The organism is Stenotrophomonas sp. YJH_SMC_43, assembly GCF_059372535.1.
The window spans coordinates 35,837-57,907 of the sequence record NZ_JCAFVQ010000006.1 but is presented as its reverse complement, the minus strand read 5'-3'; the positions used below and the strand labels follow the sequence as shown (position 1 = coordinate 57,907).

General features: G+C 67.8%; 18 protein-coding genes. 13 read left to right on the top strand and 5 right to left on the bottom strand.

The genetic code is table 11. The annotated features are described in order from the left end of the window. Positions 1-45 precede the first annotated feature (45 nt). On the top strand, positions 46-1,371 hold the full coding sequence (locus tag AC5QAH_RS19730) for a GTP-binding protein (RefSeq protein ID WP_235652372.1): 1,326 nt from the start codon (positions 46-48) through the stop codon (positions 1,369-1,371). Between the two features lie 184 nt (positions 1,372-1,555). Here the strand turns inward: AC5QAH_RS19730 and AC5QAH_RS19725 are convergent, their stop codons facing one another. Both AC5QAH_RS19725 and AC5QAH_RS19720 read right to left on the bottom strand, forming a co-directional pair. Then, positions 1,556-3,163: an ATP-binding cassette domain-containing protein gene (locus AC5QAH_RS19725; RefSeq protein WP_495232525.1), complete on the bottom strand. Its 1,608-nt coding sequence runs from the start codon at positions 3,161-3,163 to the stop codon at positions 1,556-1,558. A gap of 298 nt (positions 3,164-3,461) precedes the next feature. Then, positions 3,462-4,361, bottom strand: coding sequence for a LysR family transcriptional regulator (locus AC5QAH_RS19720; RefSeq protein WP_019337977.1), 900 nt, complete (start codon positions 4,359-4,361; stop codon positions 3,462-3,464). Positions 4,362-4,589: 228 nt separating this feature from the next. Here AC5QAH_RS19720 and AC5QAH_RS19715 point away from each other — a divergent pair, with 228 nt between their 5' ends. Both AC5QAH_RS19715 and AC5QAH_RS19710 read left to right on the top strand, forming a co-directional pair. Beyond that, on the top strand, positions 4,590-5,768 hold the full coding sequence (locus AC5QAH_RS19715; protein ID WP_043399859.1) for a serine hydrolase domain-containing protein: 1,179 nt from the start codon (positions 4,590-4,592) through the stop codon (positions 5,766-5,768). Next, positions 5,765-6,895 carry an MFS transporter gene (locus AC5QAH_RS19710; RefSeq protein ID WP_495232524.1) on the top strand — a complete coding sequence of 377 codons (1,131 nt, stop codon included), beginning with the start codon at positions 5,765-5,767 and terminating at the stop codon, positions 6,893-6,895. Before AC5QAH_RS19715 ends, AC5QAH_RS19710 begins: the two co-directional genes overlap by 4 nt. A gap of 323 nt (positions 6,896-7,218) precedes the next feature. Here the strand turns inward: AC5QAH_RS19710 and AC5QAH_RS19705 are convergent, their stop codons facing one another. Further along, a complete protein-coding gene (locus AC5QAH_RS19705) occupies positions 7,219-8,835 on the bottom strand; it encodes an EAL domain-containing protein (RefSeq protein ID WP_010484153.1) in 1,617 nt (538 codons plus the stop codon). A gap of 230 nt (positions 8,836-9,065) precedes the next feature. Between AC5QAH_RS19705 and cycA the strand changes: the two genes are divergently transcribed. After that, positions 9,066-10,439, top strand: a complete 1,374-nt coding sequence (cycA, locus tag AC5QAH_RS19700; protein WP_010484152.1) for a D-serine/D-alanine/glycine transporter — start codon at positions 9,066-9,068, stop codon at positions 10,437-10,439. Positions 10,440-10,758: 319 nt separating this feature from the next. Continuing rightward, the gene (locus tag AC5QAH_RS19695) at positions 10,759-11,535 is read left to right on the top strand and encodes a lytic transglycosylase domain-containing protein (RefSeq protein WP_032130442.1); all 777 of its coding nucleotides are present in this window, start codon (positions 10,759-10,761) and stop codon (positions 11,533-11,535) included. A gap of 93 nt (positions 11,536-11,628) precedes the next feature. Here AC5QAH_RS19695 and AC5QAH_RS19690 read toward each other — a convergent pair whose 3' ends face one another. Beyond that, a complete protein-coding gene (locus AC5QAH_RS19690; RefSeq protein ID WP_171953770.1) occupies positions 11,629-13,149 on the bottom strand; it encodes a tetratricopeptide repeat protein in 1,521 nt (506 codons plus the stop codon). 165 nt (positions 13,150-13,314) lie between these two features. On the opposite strand from AC5QAH_RS19690, the gene AC5QAH_RS19685 reads away from it, so the two are divergent. Then, on the top strand, positions 13,315-15,396 hold the full coding sequence (locus AC5QAH_RS19685; protein ID WP_495232523.1) for an NHL repeat-containing protein: 2,082 nt from the start codon (positions 13,315-13,317) through the stop codon (positions 15,394-15,396). On the opposite strand, the gene AC5QAH_RS19680 is transcribed toward AC5QAH_RS19685, so the two are convergent. Next, complete coding sequence (locus tag AC5QAH_RS19680) at positions 15,374-15,781, bottom strand: YciI family protein (protein ID WP_495232536.1); 408 nt, start codon at positions 15,779-15,781, stop codon at positions 15,374-15,376. The genes AC5QAH_RS19685 and AC5QAH_RS19680 overlap by 23 nt on opposite strands. 742 nt (positions 15,782-16,523) lie before the next feature. On the opposite strand from AC5QAH_RS19680, the gene AC5QAH_RS19675 reads away from it, so the two are divergent. The 7 genes from AC5QAH_RS19675 (at position 16,524) to AC5QAH_RS19645 (ending at position 21,962) form a co-directional block, all read left to right on the top strand. Then, positions 16,524-16,937: a YciI family protein gene (locus AC5QAH_RS19675; RefSeq protein ID WP_313302391.1), complete on the top strand. Its 414-nt coding sequence runs from the start codon at positions 16,524-16,526 to the stop codon at positions 16,935-16,937. Between the two features lie 67 nt (positions 16,938-17,004). Further along, positions 17,005-17,427, top strand: coding sequence for a VOC family protein (locus AC5QAH_RS19670; RefSeq protein WP_241885893.1), 423 nt, complete (start codon positions 17,005-17,007; stop codon positions 17,425-17,427). Between the two features lie 40 nt (positions 17,428-17,467). Then, positions 17,468-17,878: a VOC family protein gene (locus AC5QAH_RS19665; protein WP_021202152.1), complete on the top strand. Its 411-nt coding sequence runs from the start codon at positions 17,468-17,470 to the stop codon at positions 17,876-17,878. A gap of 24 nt (positions 17,879-17,902) precedes the next feature. Next, positions 17,903-18,259: a DUF1428 domain-containing protein gene (locus AC5QAH_RS19660; protein ID WP_313302388.1), complete on the top strand. Its 357-nt coding sequence runs from the start codon at positions 17,903-17,905 to the stop codon at positions 18,257-18,259. A gap of 45 nt (positions 18,260-18,304) precedes the next feature. Next, complete coding sequence (locus tag AC5QAH_RS19655; protein WP_495232522.1) at positions 18,305-19,567, top strand: RNA polymerase sigma factor; 1,263 nt, start codon at positions 18,305-18,307, stop codon at positions 19,565-19,567. A gap of 107 nt (positions 19,568-19,674) precedes the next feature. Beyond that, the gene (locus AC5QAH_RS19650) at positions 19,675-20,871 is read left to right on the top strand and encodes a hypothetical protein (protein WP_197646512.1); all 1,197 of its coding nucleotides are present in this window, start codon (positions 19,675-19,677) and stop codon (positions 20,869-20,871) included. Then, complete coding sequence (locus AC5QAH_RS19645) at positions 20,862-21,962, top strand: hypothetical protein (protein WP_019337987.1); 1,101 nt, start codon at positions 20,862-20,864, stop codon at positions 21,960-21,962. Before AC5QAH_RS19650 ends, AC5QAH_RS19645 begins: the two co-directional genes overlap by 10 nt. Positions 21,963-22,071: the final 109 nt, after the last annotated feature.

Here is a 22,071-nt window from a genome sequence, read left to right as displayed (position 1 = left end):
TTGTTATACAGTAACATTTCCGTTCCGCAGCCAACCCGCTCCGACATGAACACTGTTTCCCGCGCCGACCGTCGCCTTCCGGTCACCGTGCTGTCCGGCTTCCTGGGGGCCGGCAAGACCACCCTGCTCAACCAGATCCTGCGCAACCGCGAGGGCCTGCGTGTGGCGGTCATCGTCAACGACATGAGCGAGGTCAACATCGACGCGCAGCTGGTGCGCGAAGGCGGTGCCGAACTGCGCCGCACCGAAGAGACGCTGGTGGAGTTCAGCAACGGCTGCATCTGCTGCACGCTGCGCGATGACCTGCTGCAGGAAGTGCGGCGCCTGGCCGATGCGGGCCGCTATGACTATCTGCTGATCGAATCGACGGGCATCGGCGAGCCGATGCCGGTGGCGGCCACCTTCGCGGTGCGCGACGAGCACGGCTTCAGCCTGAGTGACATCGCGCGGCTGGACACGATGGTGACGGTGGTCGACGGCAGCGCGTTCCTTGCCGACTTCGGCTCGACGTCGCGACTGGCCGAGCGCGGCCAGCAGGCCGGCCCGGAGGACGATCGCGGCGTGGTTGACCTGCTGTGCGAGCAGGTGGAGTTTGCCGACGTGATCGTGGTCAGCAAGGTGGACCAGGTGGATGACGAAGTGCTGCAGGACACGCTGGCCGTGCTGCGTGGCCTGAACCGCGACGCGAAGCTGCTGCTGTCCAGCTTCGGCGATGTGCCGCTGGCCGAGCTGCTGGATACCGGTCGCTTCGACATGGAGCGTGCGCAACGTGCGCCGGGCTGGGTGAAGGAACTGCGGGGCGAGCACACACCGGAAACCGAGGAGTACGGCATCGGTAGCTTCGTCTACCGCTCGCGACGTCCGTTCCATCCCGCGCGATTCGCCCGCGCGCTGCAGTCGGGGATGCCTGGCGTGATCCGCAGCAAGGGCTGGTTCTGGCTGGCCAACCGCATGGACTGGGTGGGCGAGCTGAACACCGTGGGTGCCGCGACGCGGACGCAGGCGGCGGGCTTCTGGTACGCCGCGCGCGATCGCGTGCGTGCGGGCATCGAGGACACCACACCGCTGTTGCCGCCGACACCGCTGCCGTACAGCGACCTCGGATGGGCGCGCCAGCAGGCCGACTGCTGGAGCGCGCCGTTGCCGGGACCGGAGGAGTTTCCGGACGCGGCCGCGCATTCGGCAATGCAGCGCCTGTGGCACCCGTTGTGGGGCGATCGGCGCCAGGAGCTGGTGGTGATTGGCGTGCACATGGATGAGCGCGCGGTGCGTGCGGAGCTGGATGCGTGCCTGCTCAACGACCAGGAGCTGCGTGCGGGACCGCTGCTGTGGCAGCAGATGCCGCAGGCATTCCCGGTGTGGAAGCGCTGAGCTAACGGCTCCTGTAGATCCACGCCATGCGTGGATGGCGGTTCAACCGGTCTTTGCCCGCCTTGTAGAGCCGAGCCCACGCTCGGCTGGCGGATCATTCCATCCGCGCATGGCGTGGATCTACTGCAATTGCAGCCGAGCGTGGGCTCGGCTCTACAAAATCGAATCCACGCATGGCGTGGATCTACAAGGCATCTCGCCACTGCCAACCCTCGGGGTTCACCTGCAGCACGTGGGTCGGTCGCAATGCCTGCAGCAGGTGCCGGTCGTGGCTGACCATCACCAGCGCGCCCGGCCACGCCGCAAGCAGTTCCTCCAGCGCCTGCAATGCGCTCAGATCCAGCGCATTACCGGGTTCGTCCAGCAGCAACAGTTGGGGCGCGGGATCGGCATACAGCACGCTGGCCAGCGCACCCTTCACCCGCTCGCCATCACTGAGGCTGTGGGCCGCCCGCTGGATGCGCTGTGCATCCAGCCCGAGCAGGGCCAGCCGCGTGCGCAGCTCGCCTGGGTCCGCGCGCGGGTTGGCGGCCTGCACGGTGTCGAGGATGCTGCGCGCGCCGGACAGCCCCAGCAACTGCTGGTCGAGCAGGGCCAGTGGTGCATGCCGTTGCACGGTGCCACTGCATGCAGGCAGCTGGCCGGCCAACACACGCAGCAGGGTCGATTTGCCGCTGCCGTTGTCACCGACCACGGCGATGCGCTGCCCCCGGCGGATCTCCAGCTGCAGCGGGGCGCTGCAGCCATGTGGCAGCACCAGCGCCTCGGCCTCCAGCAGACGCGCGCTGCCACGCTCGCCCGCACCGGCAAACAGCGCCAGTTCCGGCGCCGCATGCACCGCGGATGCCGCTGCGCGCAGCTGCTCTGCGCTGGCCTGCAGGCGCTCGGCCTGCACCTGCTGTACGCGGCCGTGGCTGGCCTCGGCGCGCTGCTTCTGCCGGCCGAGCAGGATCGGGGCCTGGTTGGCCTGCTTCGCATCACGGTTGCCACGTCCCTGGCGCTGCTGCTGGCGTTCGTGTTGTTCGCGCGCGCTGCGTTGCTGCTGCCGGTGCTGTGCACGTGCATGATCAAGCTGGGCGGCGGCGGCTTCACGTTCGGCGGCGCGCGCGTCGGCGTAGTGCTGCCACGGTCCGCCATAGCGATGCAGCCCACGCGCATCGAGCTCGACGATCTGCTGCATGTGCGCCAGCAGTTCGCGATCATGGCTGATCGCCAGCAGGCCGCCGCGCCACTGCTGCAACTGTTCATACAACTGTTGGCGATGGCGTGCGTCGAGGTGGTTGCTGGGTTCGTCCAGGATCAGCCAGTCGGCACCGCTGGCCCAGGCACCGGACAGCGCGACCTGCATGGCCTGGCCACCACTGAGGCGCGCGGCCGGCTGGGCCGGATCGAGGTCGTCGGGTAGCTGCAGCGTACGCCATTGCTGCTGCAGGCGTTCGCGCAGATCCCAGCGGTCGCCGACGCGGGCGAAGTCGGCCTCGTCCACGCTGCCGGCTTCGATGCGTTGCAGTGCGGCCAGTTCCGCGCCGACACCGGCCAGTTCACCGACCGTGCCGGCGGGTGGATAGCCGGGCGTCGGCAACAGGAACACGCGGCCACTGCCGCGAACCTGGCCGTTGTCGGGCAGCAGCCGGCCGGCCAGCAGGCGTGCGAGCACGCTCTTGCCGGCGCCATTGGCACCGACGAGGCCGGTGGCGACCGGTTCGAAGGAAAACGTCAGATCGGAAAACAGCGGGCGGCCGTCGGCCAATCGATACGACACGCGATCGAGCGTGAGGGAATGCGGGGTCATGCGACCTCCATGGATGCCGGGTTCTCCCCTGCGCGCAGGGGCGGGAAGAGTCAGGCCGTCTAGTGGGAAGACGGCGGCATCAATGGCGCATTGGTCGCGAGCCTCTTGGAGGAATGAGCGGCCAGTATAGCGGCAGTGGCTGAATGGTCGGGTGCGCGGCCGCCGGGCATGGCCCGGCGCTACCGATGATCGGGCGGTTCTGTAGAGCCGAGCCGATGCTCGGCTTCCTTTCGCCGCGAGAAGCATCCACGCATGGCGTGGATCTACTGTGGGCCGGGCATGGGTGGATTGCTCGCGGCTACGGCACGGTACCCAGGCGGGCGCCGACGAAGTCGATGAACACCCGCAACTTCGGCAGTACGTGTCGGCCCGACGGCCACAGCAGATGGAAGGTGCCGCAGGAATGCACGTGTTCGTCCAGCACCGTGACCAGGCGGCCGTCGGCCAGGGCATCGCGCACCGAGTGCACCGGCACGAAGGCCAGGCCGATATCGCGCAGTGCGAGCGCTACCCGCGCTTCGATGGTGTTGGCCACCATGTGCACCGGAAGCTCCTGCGGCGTTTCATCGTCGGGCCAGTGGATCGGCCACGGTTCCAGCTTGCCGGTGGTGGGGAAGCGATAGTGCAGCAGCGTGTGCTGCATCAAGCCTGCCGGCGTGCGCGGAACACCGCAGCGCTGCAGGTAGCCCGGCGAGGCAACGACACGCCGCGGGAATACCCCCAGCCGGCGTGCGTTCATCCGCGAGTCGCTGGGTTCGCCGACGCGCAGCACCGCATCGAAGCCCTCCTCGATGACATCAACCAGGCGGTCACTGAAGTCCAGGTCCAGGCGGATATCCGGATACGCCGCCATGAACTCGGCCATCAACGGCAGGGTGAGGTCGCCCACCAGCGGCAGGCTGATGCGCAGCGTACCGCGGGGCGTGGCGTGCGGCTGTGCCAGCTCGGTGCGTGCGGCATCGCGCTCGTCGAGGATGCGCCGGCAACGCGCCAGGAACAGCTGACCCTCGGCGGTGAGCGTGATGCTGCGCGTGCTGCGGTGGAACAGGCGCACGCCCAGTGCGTGCTCCAGCCGCGCCACGCACTTGCCCGCTGCCGAGGCGGATATGCCCTGCAGGCGCCCGGTCTCGACAAAGCTGCGGGTGTCGGCGGCATGCACGAAGGTCTGCAGGTTGGCGAGGTTGTCCAGGACTGACATGGGCGTGCGGGCAATGAAAGCGGCAGGGTAGGCCGGCGCGGCTGTAGCGGGCGGCTCCGCCATCGCAACACTGTGGTGCGGGGTGGCGTGGAGACCGTTGCGGCCTTGCGGTTCCGGCCATCATGCCGATTGCGGACTACACGGTCCATGATGCCCGGAGCGGCAACCGGCTTTTTGCGCGGACGCCCGCTGCCTAACGTGGCGGCCTCTCCCCCACGGATCACCGCGATGAATGCCGCTCCTTCCTTCGAACCTGCGCCGACACTGCCTTCGGTGCAGCGGCTGCTGCAGCAGGTCCACCCGCAGCGCCTGGTCGGTGCGGTGGTGCTGGTGCGCGAGCACGGCGCGCTGCGCCATGCCAGCGCCACGGGCCTGGCGGATCGCGAGTCGGCCACGCCGATGCAGCGCGACCAGCTGTTCCGGCTGGCCTCGGTGAGCAAGCCGCTGCTGAGCACGGTGATCCTGGGCCTGGTGGCCGAGGGCGTGCTCGACCTGGATGCACCGGTGCAGCGCTGGCTGCGGGACTTCCGCCCGGCGCTGGCTGATGGCAGCACGCCAGCGATCAGCCTGCGCCAGCTGCTCAGCCACAGCAGCGGGCTGGGCTACCGCTTTCTCGAAGCCGATGCGAAGGGTCCCTACGCACGCGCTGGCGTCAGCGATGGCATGGACGCGAACCCGCTCTCTCTGGCCGACAACGTGCGCCGCATCGCGCAGGCCCCCCTGCTGTTCGCGCCGGGCAGCCAGTGGCTGTACTCGCTGGGCGTGGACGTTGCCGGTGCCGTGGCTGAAGCAGCGACCGGTGAATCCCTGCAGGCACTGTTCGAGCGCTTGCTGGCCGCACCCCTGGGCCTGCGCGATACCGCCTTCGCCACCCACGATGCGGCTCGGCTTGCCACGCCCTACGTCACCGACACACCGCAGCCGCACCGCCTGCGCGAAGGCGAGGTGGTCGCTCCGTTCGAGGGTACCGTCGGCATCGAGTACAGCCTCGCGCGCGCCACCGATGCCAGCCGTTTCCCCTCGGCCGGGGCAGGCCTGGTCGGTAGCGCCGATGAAGTGATGGCGGTGCTGGAGGCCTTGCGTGATGTGCAGCGTTCAGGCCTGTTGCCGCCCGCACTGGCAGCGGAGATGGCCAGCCCGCAGGTGGGCGAACAGGGGCCGCCGGAACCGGCCGGCTGGGGTTTTGGCCTTGGCTTTGCGGTGCTGCGCGATGCGGCCGCCAGCGGTACGCCGCAGAGCGCAGGCACCTGGCGTTGGGGCGGCGCCTACGGGCACAGCTGGTTTGTCGATCCTGCGCGTGGGCTCAGCGTGGTGGCGCTGACCAACACCCTGTACGAAGGCATGGACGGTGCCTTCGTCGATGAGCTGCGCGATGCGGTCTATGCTGATCTGGAGACCGCGCGATGAGCGGCCATGCCATCGATGCGGCTGGCCCGGCCGGTGAAGCCACGCGCCTGCCGTGGGCGGGACTGCTGGCGCTGGCCGGTGGCGGCTTCATCACTCTGCTGACCGAGACCCTGCCGGCCGGCGTCCTGCGGCCGATGGGCGAAAGCCTCGGTGTGAGCGACGCGGCGGTTGGCCAGCTGGTCAGCGTGTATGCGCTCGGCTCGGTGATGGCCGCACTGCCGATGACCGCACTGACCCAGCGCCTGCCGCGACGTCCCTTGCTGCTCGCCGCGATTGCCGGCTTCGTGGTGGTCAATACGCTGACTGCATTGAGCAGCAGCTACCCGCTGATCCTGGCCGCGCGCTTCCTGGCCGGCGTGAGCGGCGGGCTGCTGTGGTCGCTGGTGGCCGGCTACGCCGCGCGCATGGTGGTGCCCTCGCTGCAGGGTCGGGCAATCGCGGTGGCGATGGTCGGATCGCCGCTGGCACTGTCGCTGGGCGTACCGGCCGGCACGTTGCTGGGCCAGCAGATCGGCTGGCGCTGGGCATTGCCCGCGTTGCCGGCGGCGGCGGCCGGTCAGCGTACGTCGTTGGCTACGGTGTGGCGCATGCCGGGCGTGCGCAGTGCGTTGGCGGTGATGGTGCTGTACGTGCTGGCGCACAACGTGCTCTACACCTACATCGAACCGCTGGCGGTGGAGGCCGGTGCCGGCCCGTGGCTGGACCGCCTGCTGCTGGCCTTCGGCCTGGCCGCCATCGCCGGCATCGGCATTGCCGGCTGGGGTGTGGACCGTCATCTGCGCACGCTGGTGTGGGCCGCGGTGATCGGCTTCATCGTGCCGGTGCTGACCCTGCTGTTGTGGCCGGGCCTCGCGACGCCGCTGCTGCTGGCAACGATCCTGTGGGGCGTGGCCTTCGGCGCGGTGCCTACGTTGTTCCAGACCGCATTGGCACGGCGAGCGGGTGCCGCCGCGGATCTGGCGCAATCGATGCTGGTGACCGGCTGGAACCTGGCCATCGCCGCCGGCGGCGTTGCAGGGGGTGTGCTGCTGCAGGCGGGCGGCCCGAACCAGTTGGGATGGCTGCCGTTGCTGCTGCTGGCAGTGAGCGTGGCGTGGCTGCTGGCACGGCCGAAGGCCTGGGCGTAGGCGGCGATCGGTGATGGCGCGGTGCCGGCCAGCGGCCGGCACTACCGTGGTCCACGCCATCCACGCATGGCGTGGATCCACCGAGCGCAGCGACCCGCGTTTGCCTTTGCTTTTGCTTTCTTCTGTTGATTCCGTGGTGGGACGCCGCCGCAATGTGTCCGTGGCCGGGTGGGTGGGTTGCGCAGGGGCGTGAGCCGCATGGATGCGGCGACCGAGCTTACATGGACGTACTTGCAGCGCCCCCTGCGCGACCCATCCACCCGGCCCCAACTGATGGATTCACCGGGCGCGACCCACCACGAGGGGCTCCGCCGTTCGCCGTCCTACTCCACTCCCTCACGCTCGATCGGCACGCTGCGCGGATTCTGCATGTGCTCCCGCGCCGCGCCATAGCGCTGCTGCCGCTTGTGATGGAACACCACGAACTCATCCCGTGGCAGCGGCCGCGAGAACAGCCAGCCCTGCGCGAACTCGACCTTGCGGGTATGCAGATACGCCAGCTGTGCCTCGGTTTCAACGCCCTCGGCCACCACCCACAGGCCCAGCTCCTTGGCCATGTCGATGATGTGCGGCGTCACCGGGCTGGTCGCACTCTCGGTGCCGATCGCATCGATGAACGACTTGTCGATCTTCAGCGCGTCCAGCGGCAGCTGTTCCAGGTACTGCAGGCTGGAGAAGCCGACGCCGAAATCGTCAATGGCCACGCTGTGCCCGGCCCGACGTGCCTGTGCCAGCATCGTGCGGGCGCGGTCCAGGTCGAGGAAGCCGCGCTCGGTGGCTTCCATCCAGATCTGCTGCGGCAGGATGCCGCTGCCGGCCATGTGCTTGGAGATCATCTTCAGCGCGCGGCCGCTGCTGATGTCTTCGGCGGCCAGGTTGATCGCGATGTGCGCGCTGCGGTCGGCCACCAGCAGCTCGCGCATGTCGCGCACCACGTTCTCGATCACCAGATCGGTGACCGCGCCGATCATGCCGGCCTCTTCGGCCAGCGGAATGAACAGGTCCGGCCGCACCTGGGTGCCATCCGGGCGCTGCCAGCGCACCAGCGCTTCGGCGCCGACGCAGATGCCGGTATCCAGTTCGATGATGGGCTGGTAGTGCAGGTACAGCTCGCGGCGGCGGATCGCCGTGGCCAGCTCGCCGCGCAGCGACAGGCGGCGACGCGACAGCCAGATCACCAGGCCGGCACCGACAGCGGCCAGCAGAACGCCGATCGGCACGAACAGCCACGCCTGCTGGCGGAAGGTCGCGGCGAGCGCGGTACGCGGTGTGGTCGCGATCGCCAGCCACTCTTCGTTGCGGGCGGTGGCGTACAGGGTGTTGTGGTCCAGGCCTTCACCAGGCGCGCGCAGCAGGGTCTCCAGCAATGCCGGATCCATGCCGTCCTGCCTGGCCAGGAGGCGGCCGTCCGGGCTGGCCAGGGCAAGGCGCACGTTCGGGTCGGCGATGACATCGACGAAGCGGCGCGGATCGACCAGCACGTCGTAGTTGCCGTACAGGATCGACAGGACCTGGCGCCGTCCGCTTGCCTCGGGGCGCACATCCACGGCGATGCCGGCGCCATCACTGGTGACGTGGTCGGACTTGGGCTGGTTGACGTCGGACAGGAATGGCCCCCACGACGTACAGCGTAGCTTGCCACCCTCGAAGTAGCCCATCTGGTCGACCGACGGCGAGGTCATCACCAGCGTCTGCATGCGCCGGATATGGTCGGGCCCGCAGGCGTTGTGGGCGCCGACCTCGGCCGACTGCAGTGCCGCCAGTGCTTCCTGGTAGGACTGGTCGGCGCGGCGCAGGGCACGGCCGGCAATGTCGCGCAGGCGTTGCTGCTCGACGCTGACCGCACGGTCCCAGGTGGCATAGGCCATCACCGCGATCGGCACGGCCGCGGCCAGCAGCGCCAGTGCGGTGCCACCAATGATGACGCGCAGCCGGCTCATGGCCGGGGCTCCAGCGGGGCGGGCAGGGCAGGGCGCATGGTCGGGCCGATCCTTGGGCAGGTGCGGCTATCTGAGCATGGCGCCGGGCCGGGCGGAATGGGATGAATCCGGTATTTGGTCACATTGTGATGAAAGCGGCCAAGTTTGACGGGATTGGCTCATCCGGCGCTGGCGCTCCTGCCTGAGGAGGACTACCTTCGAACGCTTCGCCCGCCCTTTTGCCCGCGCCCATGACCGAGCCCGCAACGCCCCCCGAGCACCTGCGCCGCAGCCTGTCCAACCGCCACCTGCAGTTGATCGCCATTGGCGGTGCCATCGGCACCGGCCTGTTCATGGGGTCGGGCAAGACCATCAGCCTGGCCGGCCCGTCCATCGTCTTCGTCTACCTGATCATCGGCGCGATGCTGTTCTTCGTGATGCGCGCGATGGGCGAGCTGCTGCTGTCCAACCTGCAGTACAAATCCTTCATCGATTTTTCCACCGATCTGCTCGGCCCCTGGGCCGGCTTCTTCTGTGGATGGACGTACTGGTTCTGCTGGATTGTCACCGCCATCGCCGATGTGATCGCCATTGCCGCCTACGCGCAGTTCTGGTTCCCCGGGCTGGAAGCCTGGAAACCGGCGCTGGCGTGCGTGATGCTGCTGCTGTCGTTGAACCTGGTGACGGTGAAGCTGTTCGGCGAGATGGAGTTCTGGTTCGCGCTGATCAAGATCGTGGCGATCTGCGCGCTGATCATCACCGGTGCCGGATTGGTGGCATGGGGCTTCACCTCGCCCAGTGGCCATACCGCGGCGCTGTCGAACCTGTGGAATGACGGCGGCATGTTCCCGATGGGCCTGGTCGGCTTCTTCGCCGGCTTCCAGATTGCAGTGTTCGCTTTCGTGGGCATCGAGCTGGTCGGCACCACCGCCGCCGAAACCGCCGACCCCGAGCGCAACCTGCCCAAGGCGATCAATTCGATTCCGGTGCGCATCATCATCTTCTACGTACTGGCGCTGATCGCGATCATGGCCGTCACCCCGTGGCGCCAGGTAGTGCCGGACAAGAGCCCGTTCGTGCAACTGTTCGTGCTGGCCGGTATTCCGGCCGCGGCCAGCCTGATCAACTTCGTGGTGCTGACCTCTGCCACGTCCTCGGCCAACAGCGGCATCTTCTCCACCAGCCGCATGCTGTACGGCCTGGCCGAAGAGGGCCACGCCCCGCGCGGGTTGTCGAAACTGTCACGCGCCGCCGTGCCGGCCCGTGGCCTGTTGTTCTCGTGCCTGTGCCTGCTCGGTGGCACGCTGCTGATCTACCTGATTCCGAACCTGGTGACCGCCTTCACCCTGGTCACGACGCTGGCGACGGTGCTGTTCATCTTCGTGTGGTCGCTGATCCTGGTGGCCTACATGGCCTATCGCCGCCGCTACCCGGAACGCCACGCTGCCTCGATCTTCAAGATGCCCGGCGGCGTCGCCATGTGCTGGGCCTGCCTGGTGTTCTTCGCCGCCGTGCTGGTGCTGCTGAGCCTGCAGGGCGACACCCGCCAGGCGCTGATCGCCAGCCCGGTGTGGTTCGTGCTGCTGGGCGTGGGGTATTGGGTGCGCCGCAGGACCGCGAAGTGATCCAGGTGTTCCGTCACATCGATTGATCCATCGTCTCCAGGCAGCTTCATCCACGCATGGCGTGGATCTACTGTCAGCCGCAGCAAACTGTCGAGGGCGGGTGGGTGTGGCCCGGCAGGACCGTTGGCGCCATGGATGGCGCCATCGAGCCCCCATGGATGGGTTTACGGCGTGTCCTGCCGGGCCACACCCACCCGACCAGCCCTCAACTGCCCAGCGCTGCTCTGGCTGTTGACGTTGCCTCTGCAGGTGCAGGGCGCAGCCCTGCCGGCCCCCATTCACCCAACATTAGCGGGCGCGGCCGGATGATCCGGCCGCCATGTCCCGTCGCCCTCTCCTGCTAGCGCTGTTGCTGCTGCCCAGCCTGTGGCCCGGGCTGGCCGCCGCGCGCACCGTCTACCGCTGCGTGCAGGGCAACACCGTCAGCCTGGCCACCGCGCCGGAACCCGGTTCACGCTGCACCCCGAAGGAAATCGACGACAACGCCATCCAGACCCCGAACCTGTGGGGCAACATGGGCGTGTTCAGCGGCGTGCTGTACGAGCGCGAGCAGGATGGCGCACTGGTCTACTCCACCCGCAACCTGCCCGGCTCGCGGGTGTTCCTGAAGTTCACCATGGCCACGCCGCCGGGCGAGCCGGCCCACGAAGGCCTGGGCAAGGTCGGCAAGCCGCAGCTGGCGCAGCACGCCAAACAGTTCAAGGCTGCGGCCAAGGCTACGGGCGTCGATGACGCGTGGCTGCGCGCGATTGCCCATGCTGAAAGCAACTTCGATGCGCTGGCGGTGTCCAGCAAGGGCGCACAGGGCGTGATGCAGTTGATGCCGGACACCGCGCAGGAGTACGGCGTGAATGATCCGTTCTCGCCCCAGCAGTCGATCGATGGCGGCGCCCGCTACATGCGCGCGCTGCTGCGTCGCTACAACGGTGACCGGCCGCTGGCGGCGGCTGCGTACAACGCCGGCATCGGCGCGGTCACCCGCTACAAGGGCGTGCCGCCCTATGCCGAAACCCTGGCCTATGTGGACAAGGTGATGGCGCTGTACGCGCGCTACCGCGAGGCGATGGGCATCCGTACCGAGGTGCCGGCGCGCTAGGCCAGTGGCGCTGTACGCGCGGTGTAGCGCCGAGCCCATGCTCGGCTGCAATTGGCGCAGCCGAGCATGGGCTCGGCGCTACACAAAAGCTCCTCAGCGCGAGGTGGAGGTGCTGACCAGGTCGTAGCGCTCGATGCGGCCGACGCGTGCCACCTCGGCCTGCACGTCGGCACGCTGCTTGAGTGCACGCCACGCGGCATCGATGCGCACATCGCCCGGCAAGGACGGATAGGTGCGCATGTCCTGCAGGCTGGCCAGGGTTTCACCACGCTCGACCGGCGAGCGCAGCTGTTCGATCAGCACGGCGGCGGCACCGTCCAGGTTGCCTTCCTCCAGCAGCATTTCGCGATGGAACAGGCGGGCGTCATCGCGCTGGGCCAGGATCACCGCACGTGCTGCGTCGCGCGCCTTTGCATCACCGCGCTCGCGGGCGGCGGCGAACTGCAGCAGCGCCTGTGCGGCCTTGCCGTAACCGGCGAGGCCCGGCATGTCATTCACTGCCTGCGCAGCGTCCTGCATGCGCCCCAGCGAACTGAACACGAAACCGACATTCATCTGGTGCTCGACACCATCCGGGCCGAGCGCGCCGATGCGTGCGGCCTGTTTCGCCGTGGCCAGTGCATCATCGGTACGGCCCAGCCGGCGCAGCGCCGTAAGCCGGCTGTTGAGCAGCCACGCCACCCATTCGGCTTCCGCCGCCGAGGGCGACTCGCCCTCGGCCGCCGCACTGGCCATGCCATCGGTCAGTGCCAGCACTTCCTCGTTGCGGTCCAGCATCAGCAGCGTGCTGCTGAACTCGGCCATGCGTGCATCCAGCGCCCGGTCGAGCAGGCCGGAAACCCGCAGTTCGTCGAGGTGCTTCTGTGCAGCCTGCACCGGATCGAAGCGGGCATCGGCGCGGTCGACATAGCGGTCAAACCGTTTGTCACTGCGCAGGCGGATGATTTCGGCGGGACCGGTGATGCGCGCCAGCGTGGTGGGAATATCGTCGCCACGGCCGTTGTCGGCCTGCAGCGTGGCCAGTGCCAGCCACAGTCCGGTGGGTTCCAGGCCGCCGCTCTTCCAGCCGTTGTCGAACAGCGCCTGCAGCAGTTCCATGCGCTGCTGCGGCTGGTCCCGCAGGCGGAACTGCAGGTAGTTGATCGCGTGGCGGTCCACCGGCAACGGCGCGTCGGCATGCTTCAGTGCCTGCACCAGGTGCTTCGTGGCGGGCGCTGGTTGGTTCTCGGACAGTTCCACCGAGACCAGGGTCAGCAGGATCTGCGCATCGTCCGGCAGTGCTTCCTGAGCGCGCTGCAGGTAGCGGCGGGCCTGATCCGGCTTCTTCTGCACCATCGCGGTCCAGCCAGCCACCTGCGCGGCGCGGCCGCGATGTTCGGCATCGAAGTCATCCAGCATCGGATCTTCCATCAGCCGTTCCATCGCGATCAGCGCGCCCAGCGTGTTGCCACTGCGCGACTGCTGGATGGCCTCATCCCATCGCGTGGCATAGGCCTGGTGCATTGCATCGGCGGTGACGGACGGCTTCTGTGGCACCAACGTGATCGAGGCGGTGGCGGATGAACTGGCCAATGCGGCAATCAGCAGGGCGGCGAGGGGGAGGATGCGGGGCATGGAGGATCTCCATCCGTGGGAACCGCATTGAACCCGCTGCAGCCAGCGAGAACAAGCGCGATGGATGGAACTCTGGCGTTTGGCCGTACGATTGGCCATGGCGGATCGTGCGTTCAGCGTCTATTGTCGGTGCCTCTTCAGGCAGCAGGCAGGCAGCGCAGCACGATGGCACGGTGGCAATGGATGGCGGCAGGCGTAGCGTTGGCGACGGTAGTGGCATTGGCTGCGACCTGGTGGGAGACACCGCTGCATACGCTGGCTGAACCGGTGGGTCCGGTTCCAACGCCGCTGGCGTGGACCGCGCAGATCGAACCGCTGGCCGGCGATGGCCACCCGGGTAACCGCGACGGCGCCGCCGCGCAGGCACGTTTCGCCGATCCGTACGCGTTGCTGCGCAGTGCCGATGGCAGCGTCTATTTCACCGATGCCGGCGACAACAACCGGATCCGTCGCCGCCTTCCCGATGGCCGTGTTGAAACGGTGGCCGGGCAGGGCGAGGGGCGCGTCGATGGCCCGGCACTGCAGGCCAGTTTCAATACGCCCTCGGGCATTGCCGCCGACGCGCAGGGCAACCTGTATGTGGCCGACACCGGCAACCATGCGATCCGCCGGATCGGCACCGATGGGCAGGTGACCACGCTGGCGGGTGGTGAACAGGGCTATGCCGATGGGCCGGCCGCGCAGGCGCGCTTTGATGCGCCGATGGGCATCGCGGTGGACGCGCAGGGCCAGGTCTACGTGGCCGATACCTACAACGACCGCATCCGGGTGATCGGTACTGATGGCAACGTGCGCACCCTGGCCGGTGGTGAGCGCCCGGGAATGGCCGATGGCGTGGGCGCTGCGGCGCGCTTCGATACGCCGGTGGCACTGGCCTTCGATGCGCAGGGCGCGCTGCTGGTGGCCGATCTGTTCAACAACGCGGTACGCCGCATAGGCGCTGATGGCACGGTCAGCACCGTGGTCGCCGCCGGTGGCGTGATCAATGGGCCGCTGTCGCTGGCCACCACCCACGACGGCGTGCTGTACGTGGGTGATCTTGATGGCCGCATCGTGCAGGTGACGCCCCAGGGCCACCAGATCGCGCTGGTCGGCAACGGTCGACTGCCACGCCTGGCCCGCCCCAGCGGATTGGCGATGGATGCCGATGGCAGCGTGCTGGTGGCCGACGCCGCCAGCTACCGTCTGCATCGCCTGCGCCCACTGCCGGTAGGCGACCTGCCCGCGCCGGCACTGGTCGGCCCGGCCGCCGATGCCGCCCTGCCCGATACCGGCGGGCGCTGGCCGTTGGCGCCGCAGGATGGCTGGCACGAAGTAGTCGGCACACTGGGTGAAGTGCGCGGCAACTTCAAGGGCGAGAGTCGCCATCACCTGCACGGTGGCTTCGACGTGCGCGGTGATGTGGGCCAGACCGTGCTGGCGATCGCCGATGGCAAGATCAGCAGCCCGATGGCGGCCTGGAGCCTGGGCGAGCAGGCCGAGGGCCTGGCCGTGGATCGCCTCAAGTACATCCACATGCGGGTGGGCCGCACCCCACGCAATGAACCGTTCGATGCGCGCTGGCAGGCGCTGTACGACGAGCAGGGCAGGCTGGAGCGGATGCGCGTGCGCCGCGGCATGCGTATCCACGTCGGCGATCGCCTGGGCAGCATCAACAACCAGGCGCATGTGCACCTGGCCGTGGGTACCGGTGGTTTCGAGACCAACGCGGTGGGGCTGGGCTTCCAGGGCTACGCCGACCACTTCGCGCCGCGCATCACCGATGTAGCGTTGCTGGACGACAACGACCAGCCGATGGCCGCCGGCACCGATGGCGTGGTGATGGTGGCGCGCCAGGGGCGCGGCGTGCAGATCGTGATCGAGGCCTGGGACCAGGTCGACAACAACCTGCCGCGCCGCCGTCTGGGCATGTACCAGGTGGGCTACCAGATCCTCGATGCCGGTGGCCGGGCGCTGCAGGGCTACGAACAGCCGCGCTGGAACATCGTGTTCAACCGCATGCCGCCGCAGAAGGAAGCGGTGCGGGTGGCCTACGCCCCCGACAGCGGCATCACCGTGCACGGCAGTGCGGTGACCCGTTTCCGGTACCTGGCCACCAACACCGTGCGTGATGGCCTGATGGAAACCGGGCGCTGGCAGCCGGCGGCGCTGCCGCCGGGCGAGTACATCGTGCGCGCCAGCGTGCGCGACTACAGCGGCAACGAAGGCGTCGGCCCGCGCGAGATCAGAGTACGGCTGCTGCCATAGCGGCAGCCGGGGCGCCGCAGCGTTCGCGCTCGGCGTCCATGTCTTCCAGCGGCCGCACCTCGATGCTGCCGAAGCGCGCCCACGGGAAGTCACGAGCGATGCGCATGGCTTCGTCGCGATCGCGAGCCACGATCAGGTTGAAGCCGGCCAGCAGTTCGCGGGTTTCGGCGAACGGGCCATCCAGTACACGGCTGTGGCCATCGCGCACGCGCAGGGTCTGCGCGGTGTCGACCGGCTGCAGCTTCTGCGCTACCAGTAGCGTGCCCTCGGCCTGCAGTTTGTCGGCGTGGGCGAGGCAGTCGCGCATCAGTGCGTTGAATTCTTCGATGGGCAGGGCCTGCAGCAGGGCAGGCTCGATGTAGATCAGAAGCAGGTACTGCTGCATGGCACGGTCCTGGCGGGGGCGGGTGTCCATGATGGCGCAGGTTTGCCTGCCGGCATGCTGCAGCGCGAAAAGCCGCCTGCGGCGGGCGATCGGCGAACGGCGGAGCCCCTCCGTGGTGGGGTGGGTTGGTCGCTGAAAGCGGGTTTCCTGAGGGTGGGCCGGGCGGGTGGGATTGGCGGGGACGCCGTGAACCCGTCCATGGGGGCTTAGCCGCGCCATCCATGGCGCGGATACCCCGCCAACCCCACCCGCCCGGCCCCAGACAGATTCCGGCGGCCGATCCACCACGGGAAATCAACAACAAGAGCAAAAGCGGGTCGCTTCGCTCGCAAAGCAGAGGCCGCCAGCCAACCGCCGTTGCTTTTGCTGTTGCTGTTGCTGTTGCTGTTGCTTTTGCCTTTTCTCTTGATCTTCCCGTGGTGGGTACCGGAGGCAAGAAACTGTCCAAGGCCGGGTGGGTAGGCGGGGCGGGGGTGTCCGCGGCATGGATGCCGCGGCCAAGCCCCCATGGATGGGTTTACGGCGTCCCCCGACCCGCCTACCCACCCGGCCAAACCCATGAACCCGAGCTTTCAGCGACCAACCCAAACCCGCCACGGAGGGGCTCCGCCGTTCGCCGCCTCCCGCCGAAGGCGTGCTTTCCACGCAGAAAAAAAATTTCCGGAAACGTGTCGATTCCGATGACCCTGGTTCGTTGTACCCAGTGAAGGGCACGCACCACGCGTCCCCACGGGAGACTGCAATGAAAGTGATGGTGATCGTGAAGGCCAACGCCGACTCCGAAGCCGGCCGCATGCCCAGCGAACAGGAACTGTCCGAAATGGGCGCCTTCAACGAACAACTCGTGGCCGCCGGCATCATGCTGGCCGGTGAAGGCCTGCACGCCACCCAGCGCGGTCGCCGCATTCACTTCGGCAGCGGCGCGCCCAGGGTCGAGGCCGGTCCGTTCGGTCCCGCCAGCGAGCAGATCGCCGGTTTCTGGCTGTGGGACGTGCGCTCGCTGGAGGAGGCTGTCGAGTGGGCCAGCCGCGCGCCGTTCGGCAGTGGCGGCACGCTGGAACTGCGCCCGCTGATCTCCGCCGAAGACTTCGGTGAAGCCTTCACCCCCGACTTACAGCAGCAGGAACAGCGTCTGCGTGCACAGCTGGAAGGTTGACCCGATTCATCTCCCTGCCGGGCAGGACCCGGCACTACTGCCCTGAACCGCACAACGGAGTATTGCCATGAAACTGATTCCCTTCCTCGGCTTCAGCGGCCAGGCCCATGAGGCGATGGCGTTCTACGCCAAGGCACTCGGTGGCCAGGTCACGTCGGAAATGAAATATCGCGACATGCCGCCCTCCGATGGCTCGCCAGGCTGCAACGAGATGCCGCCGGAAACCCTCGACCACGTCGCGCACAGCCAGCTGGAAATCGGCAACGCCATCGTGATGGCGGCCGACGGTCCCGGCGGTGGCGAGGGCGGCTCGACCACCATCAATGTCGACGTCGACAGCATCGAAGAAGCCGAACGCGTGTTCGCAGCGCTGGCCGAAGGTGGCCAGGTGCAGATGCCGATCGCTGAAACGTTCTGGGCGCACCGCTGGGGCATGCTGATCGACCGCTACGGCAAGCCGTGGATGGTCAATTGCATGAAGCAGCCCTGATTCCTCCCTCTTTCCTCTTCATCCACAAGGAGCGTTATCGATGAGTGCACCACAACCGCAGATGATCTTCGTCAACCTGCCCGTGCAGGATCTGGAGAAGTCCAAGGCGTTCTTCACCGCGCTGGGCTACAGCTTCAATCCAACCTATACCAATGACGATGCGGCTGGCATGGTCATCAGCGAGAGCATCTACGTGATGCTGCTGACCCAACCTTTTTTCCAGCAGTTCACCAACAAGCCGATTGCCGATGCGCACACCCACACGGAAGTGATCAATGCGCTCTCGGCACCCAGTCGCAAGGCAGTTGACGAGTTGGTGGACAAGGCACTGGCCGCCGGTGCCAGCGAACCGCAGCCGGCGCGCGACCTGGGATTCATGTACCAGCGTGGCTTCCAGGACCTGGATGGCCATCTCTGGGAAATCGCACACATGGACGGCGAGCCGGGCTGACGGCCGCCGCAAGGGAGAACCCTCATGGCTTACGTGGATGCTTACGTGCTGCCGTGCCCACAGGACAAGGTGGCGGCCTACCGCCGCCTTGCCCGCAAGGCCGGTGCGGTGTGGAAGGACCATGGCGCGCTGCAGTACATGGAATGCGTGGCTGACGATGTGGAACCGGGAAAACACACGTCGTTCCCGCGTGCGGTCAAGGCAAAGCCCGGCGAAACGGTGATCGTCGCCTTCGTGGTGTTCCGCTCGCGTGCGGCACGCGACCGCATCAACGCCAGGGTGATGGCCGACCCACGGTTGGCGTCGCTGGGCCCGAAGGACATGCCGTTCGATACCAAGCGCATGTTCTGGGGCGGCTTCAAGCCCATCGTCGAAGCGTGAGCCGTGGCGCTTGTGCGGGCCGGGCGTGCGTGCTGTGATCGGCGCATGCCCGATCCCGCACTGACGCAGCGTCTGGAAACCCTCTGGCGGATGGAGTCGCCGGTGTTGATCGCGCGCCTGGCGCGGCTGCTCGGGGGCAATGTCGGCCGTGCCGAGGAGCTGGCCCAGGACACCTGGCTGGCCGCGCTGGAGCGCTGGCCGGAGCAGGGCATCCCGGACAATCCCGGAGCCTGGCTGATGACCACTGCGCGCAACCGTGCCATTGATGTGCTGCGCCAGCACCAGCGGGTGGCGCAGCAGCATGCGCAGTGGGGCGAGGAACTGCATCCGGCGGCGCTGCCGGCACCCGATGACAGCCAGGCGCTGGAGGATGATCTGGGTGACGATCTGCTGCGGCTGATGTTCGTGGCCAGCCATCCGGTGCTGCCGGCCGATGCACGGGTGGCACTGACCCTGCGTCTGCTCGGTGGCCTGACCACAACTGAGATCGCACGTGGCTTCCTGCAGCCCGAGCCGACCATCGCCCAGCGCATCGTGCGCGCCAAGCGCACTTTGGCGCAGAAGCAGGTGCCCTACGAGGTCCCGCGTGCTGACGCGATGCCCGAGCGGCTCGGCTCGGTGCTGGAGGCGATCTACCTGGTGTTCAACGAAGGCTATGCGGCCAGTGCCGGTGACGACTGGATGCGTCCGGCGCTGTGCGAGGAGGCACTGCGACTCGCGCGCATTCTGGCGCACCGGCTGCCGGTGCCGCCGGTGCTGGGCCTGCTGGCGCTGATGGAGCTGCAGGCCTCGCGCGCCGCAGCACGGACCGATGCGCAGGGCGTGCCGGTGCTGCTGGACCAGCAGAACCGCGCGCGCTGGGACTGGCTGCAGATCGAACGCGGGCAGCAGGTGCTGGCGCGCGCGCTGGCCGCCGGTGGCGGCGACGATCCCTATGTGCTGCAGGCGCGCATCGCAGCGTGCCATGCGGCGGCGCGGCGTCCCGAAGATACCGACTGGCCGCGCATCGCAACGCTCTATACGCAGCTGTTGCAGGTGCAGCCTTCGCCAGTTGTCGCATTGAACCGCGTGGTGGCGATACTGCGCAGCGACGGTGCCTTCGCGGCGTGGGCGCAGCTGCAGCCGCTGCTGGTGGATGCGCGACTGCGCGAGTACGCGCCGCTGCAGGTGGTGCGCGGGGAATTACTACAGGCGCTGGGACGCGACTTGGACGCACGTCACGCTTTTGCGGAAGCCGCCGGACTCAGCCAGAATCAGGCAGAGCGGGGCCTGCTGCGGCAACGGGCCGGCCTGCCTCCCACGGAGTGACCCCGACGAAGGCAGCACTTGTCGGCGGGCCCGCGAGCCGTTATGTTTCGCGCCCAGCGGACGCGTCAGCGTCCACTTTCCATGCGTATTGACCGAGGAGCGGTTGGATGTATTCAAGGACGAAGAGCGCATCGCGCGCTTTTGCGCGCCTGCTTGCCTGTGCCCTGTGCCTGGCCGTATGGCCGATGGCCGTGCAGGCGGCAGACAAATCACAGCAGGCCTATTGGGCCGGTTTTGCCTACACCGCTGATGCCGCCGCCGTGCAGGCGACTACGCCGCATGCGCATGCGGTGCTTGAACAGCGCGGCCTGATTCCGTTGAACCAGGCGCTGGCACAGTCGCTCAAGCGCCGCGCCCCGGCCCACCTGCAGCTGATCGACCAGCCGGTGGCGATGCTCGACGGCACCACCAGCGCGACCGTGCTGGCCGCGGCACTGGACCGTGAACTGGTCTCGGTCGAGCCGATCGGTGACCAGTACAAGGTGCTGGTGGAAGTGGCGCTGCAGGCACTGTTCTTCGATTTCCGCGAGCGCCAGGTGATCGCGTCCTATCCGCTGACCCTGCAGCGCATCGACGTGCAGGATTACCGGCCGGACAACGACGATATCGACGCGATCGTCGCCGATCTCCTGTACGGCAGCGCCGATACCAGCCTGTCGCAGGTGCTGGCCGCCAGCCTGGCCCAGGCCAAGCTGCCCGATGCCGCGGTGCGTCGCCTGCAGGTCGGTGGCGTGACCCTGTCCGACGCGGTCCGCGCCAAGCTGCCCGACCCGAAGTGGGACGCCCCGCTGCGCGCCACGCTGGCCCATGAACTGTCCAAGACGCTGTCGTCCAATACCGGCGTCGGCCTGCTGCCGCCGGCCTCGGGCCAGGCGATCGGTGGTGCGATGGCGGCGCGCTTTGCCGACGGCAAGGTCTACCAGCTGAAGATCCCCGAGCCGGACTACGTCATCAACCTGCAGGTGGATGCGTTGAAGAACGGCGTGATCGAAGAAACCCCGGCGATGAAGACGATGCTGTTCGGCGCGTTCTTCACCGCCAAGGTGACCGAGCCGTTCTCCGGCAAGGTCTATTTCGAACAGCCGCTGCGCAAGGGTGCCACCAAGGTGGTGCCGGTCACGCAGTGGCAGGTCGACCAGTGGTCGGCCAGCTACGAAACCCTGCTGGCCGGCTTCGACGCCTTCGCCGGCGCCGCCGCCAAGCGCGCCGATTCGCGCGGCTGGCTGGACGAACAGAAGCCGGGCGGCCGCCCGTTGCAGCAGCAGACCCAAGCCCTCCAGGAGTTGATCAAGTCATGTCGTTGATGCGTACCATCCTGCTCATCCTCATCGCCCTGGTGGTGGCCTCGCCGGTCGCTGCACAGACCGCCAGTTCGCGCGGTACCGGTTCGGCCAGCTACGGCCTGCGCCTGAGTGCCGATACCCGTGCCCAGGCCCTGAACAAGGCCAAGGTCAATGCACTGGAGGCGTACATCGCCGAAACCGGTGCGGCCAAGCTGCGCCTGTTCGAAGCGCGCCGCGCCGAGTTCATCGGCGAGATCGACCGCTACGTGCTCAGTGCCGTGCAGCTGTCGGACACCGAAGACAAGAAGGCCAAGACCTACACCGTCACCGTCCGCGCCGAGATCAACACCACCCTGCTGCAGACCAAGCTGGATGCGGGTTCGGCCGTGGCCGGTGCCACCGCCGCCCAGCGTTCGCTGCTGACCTTCCTGTTCATGGCGCGCTCGCAGGACACCGTGCAGTCGTTCCAGGACAAGGAATACCGCCGCGTCGACGCCAGCAGCAGCTACAGCGAGAACACCCGTGAAGGCGACAGCTTCCGCGGCAACTCGGTCAGCACCAACGGCAGCATCAACCAGAACGGTTCGATGTCGGTCACCAGCGGTGGCAGCACCACCCAGCGCAGCGACAACATCAGCTGGAAGGTGGCCAACGCGGCCGAAGTGAACACCGCGATGACCGGTGCCTTCAGCGCCGCCGGCTACGAAGTGGTCGAAGCCGAATACGTGGAAGGCGAGTCGCGTGGCCTGCTCAGCATCGAGCGCATCCGCAAGGACTTCAGCACCGGTAACGACCTGGCTCCGGCCACCCTGCGTGACACCGCCAACGGCATCCGTGCGGCCAACATTCCGTACATCGCCGTCGGCACCCTCGACGTCGGCATGCGCGACCGCGATCCGGCCAGCGGCAACACCCGCGTGTTCGTCACCGTCACCGGCAAGGTGCTGGACGTGACCGGTCGTTTCCCGCGCACCGTGTCGTCGGTGGGCCCGGTGCAGTTCTCCGGTACCGGTCCGAACGAAACCGTCGCCCGTACCAATGCGCTGCAGCTGGCGGCTGAAAAGGCTGCCCAGCAGATGATCAACGAACTGAACGTCAAGGCGGTCCGCTGACGTTACCGCTGCGCTCGCCGGGCATGGCCCGGCGCTACCGGCTCTGGTGGGTGCCGAGCTTGCTCGGCACTGACTCGCTGCCATCCCCGATCTCGCGTGCCGCGCTGCG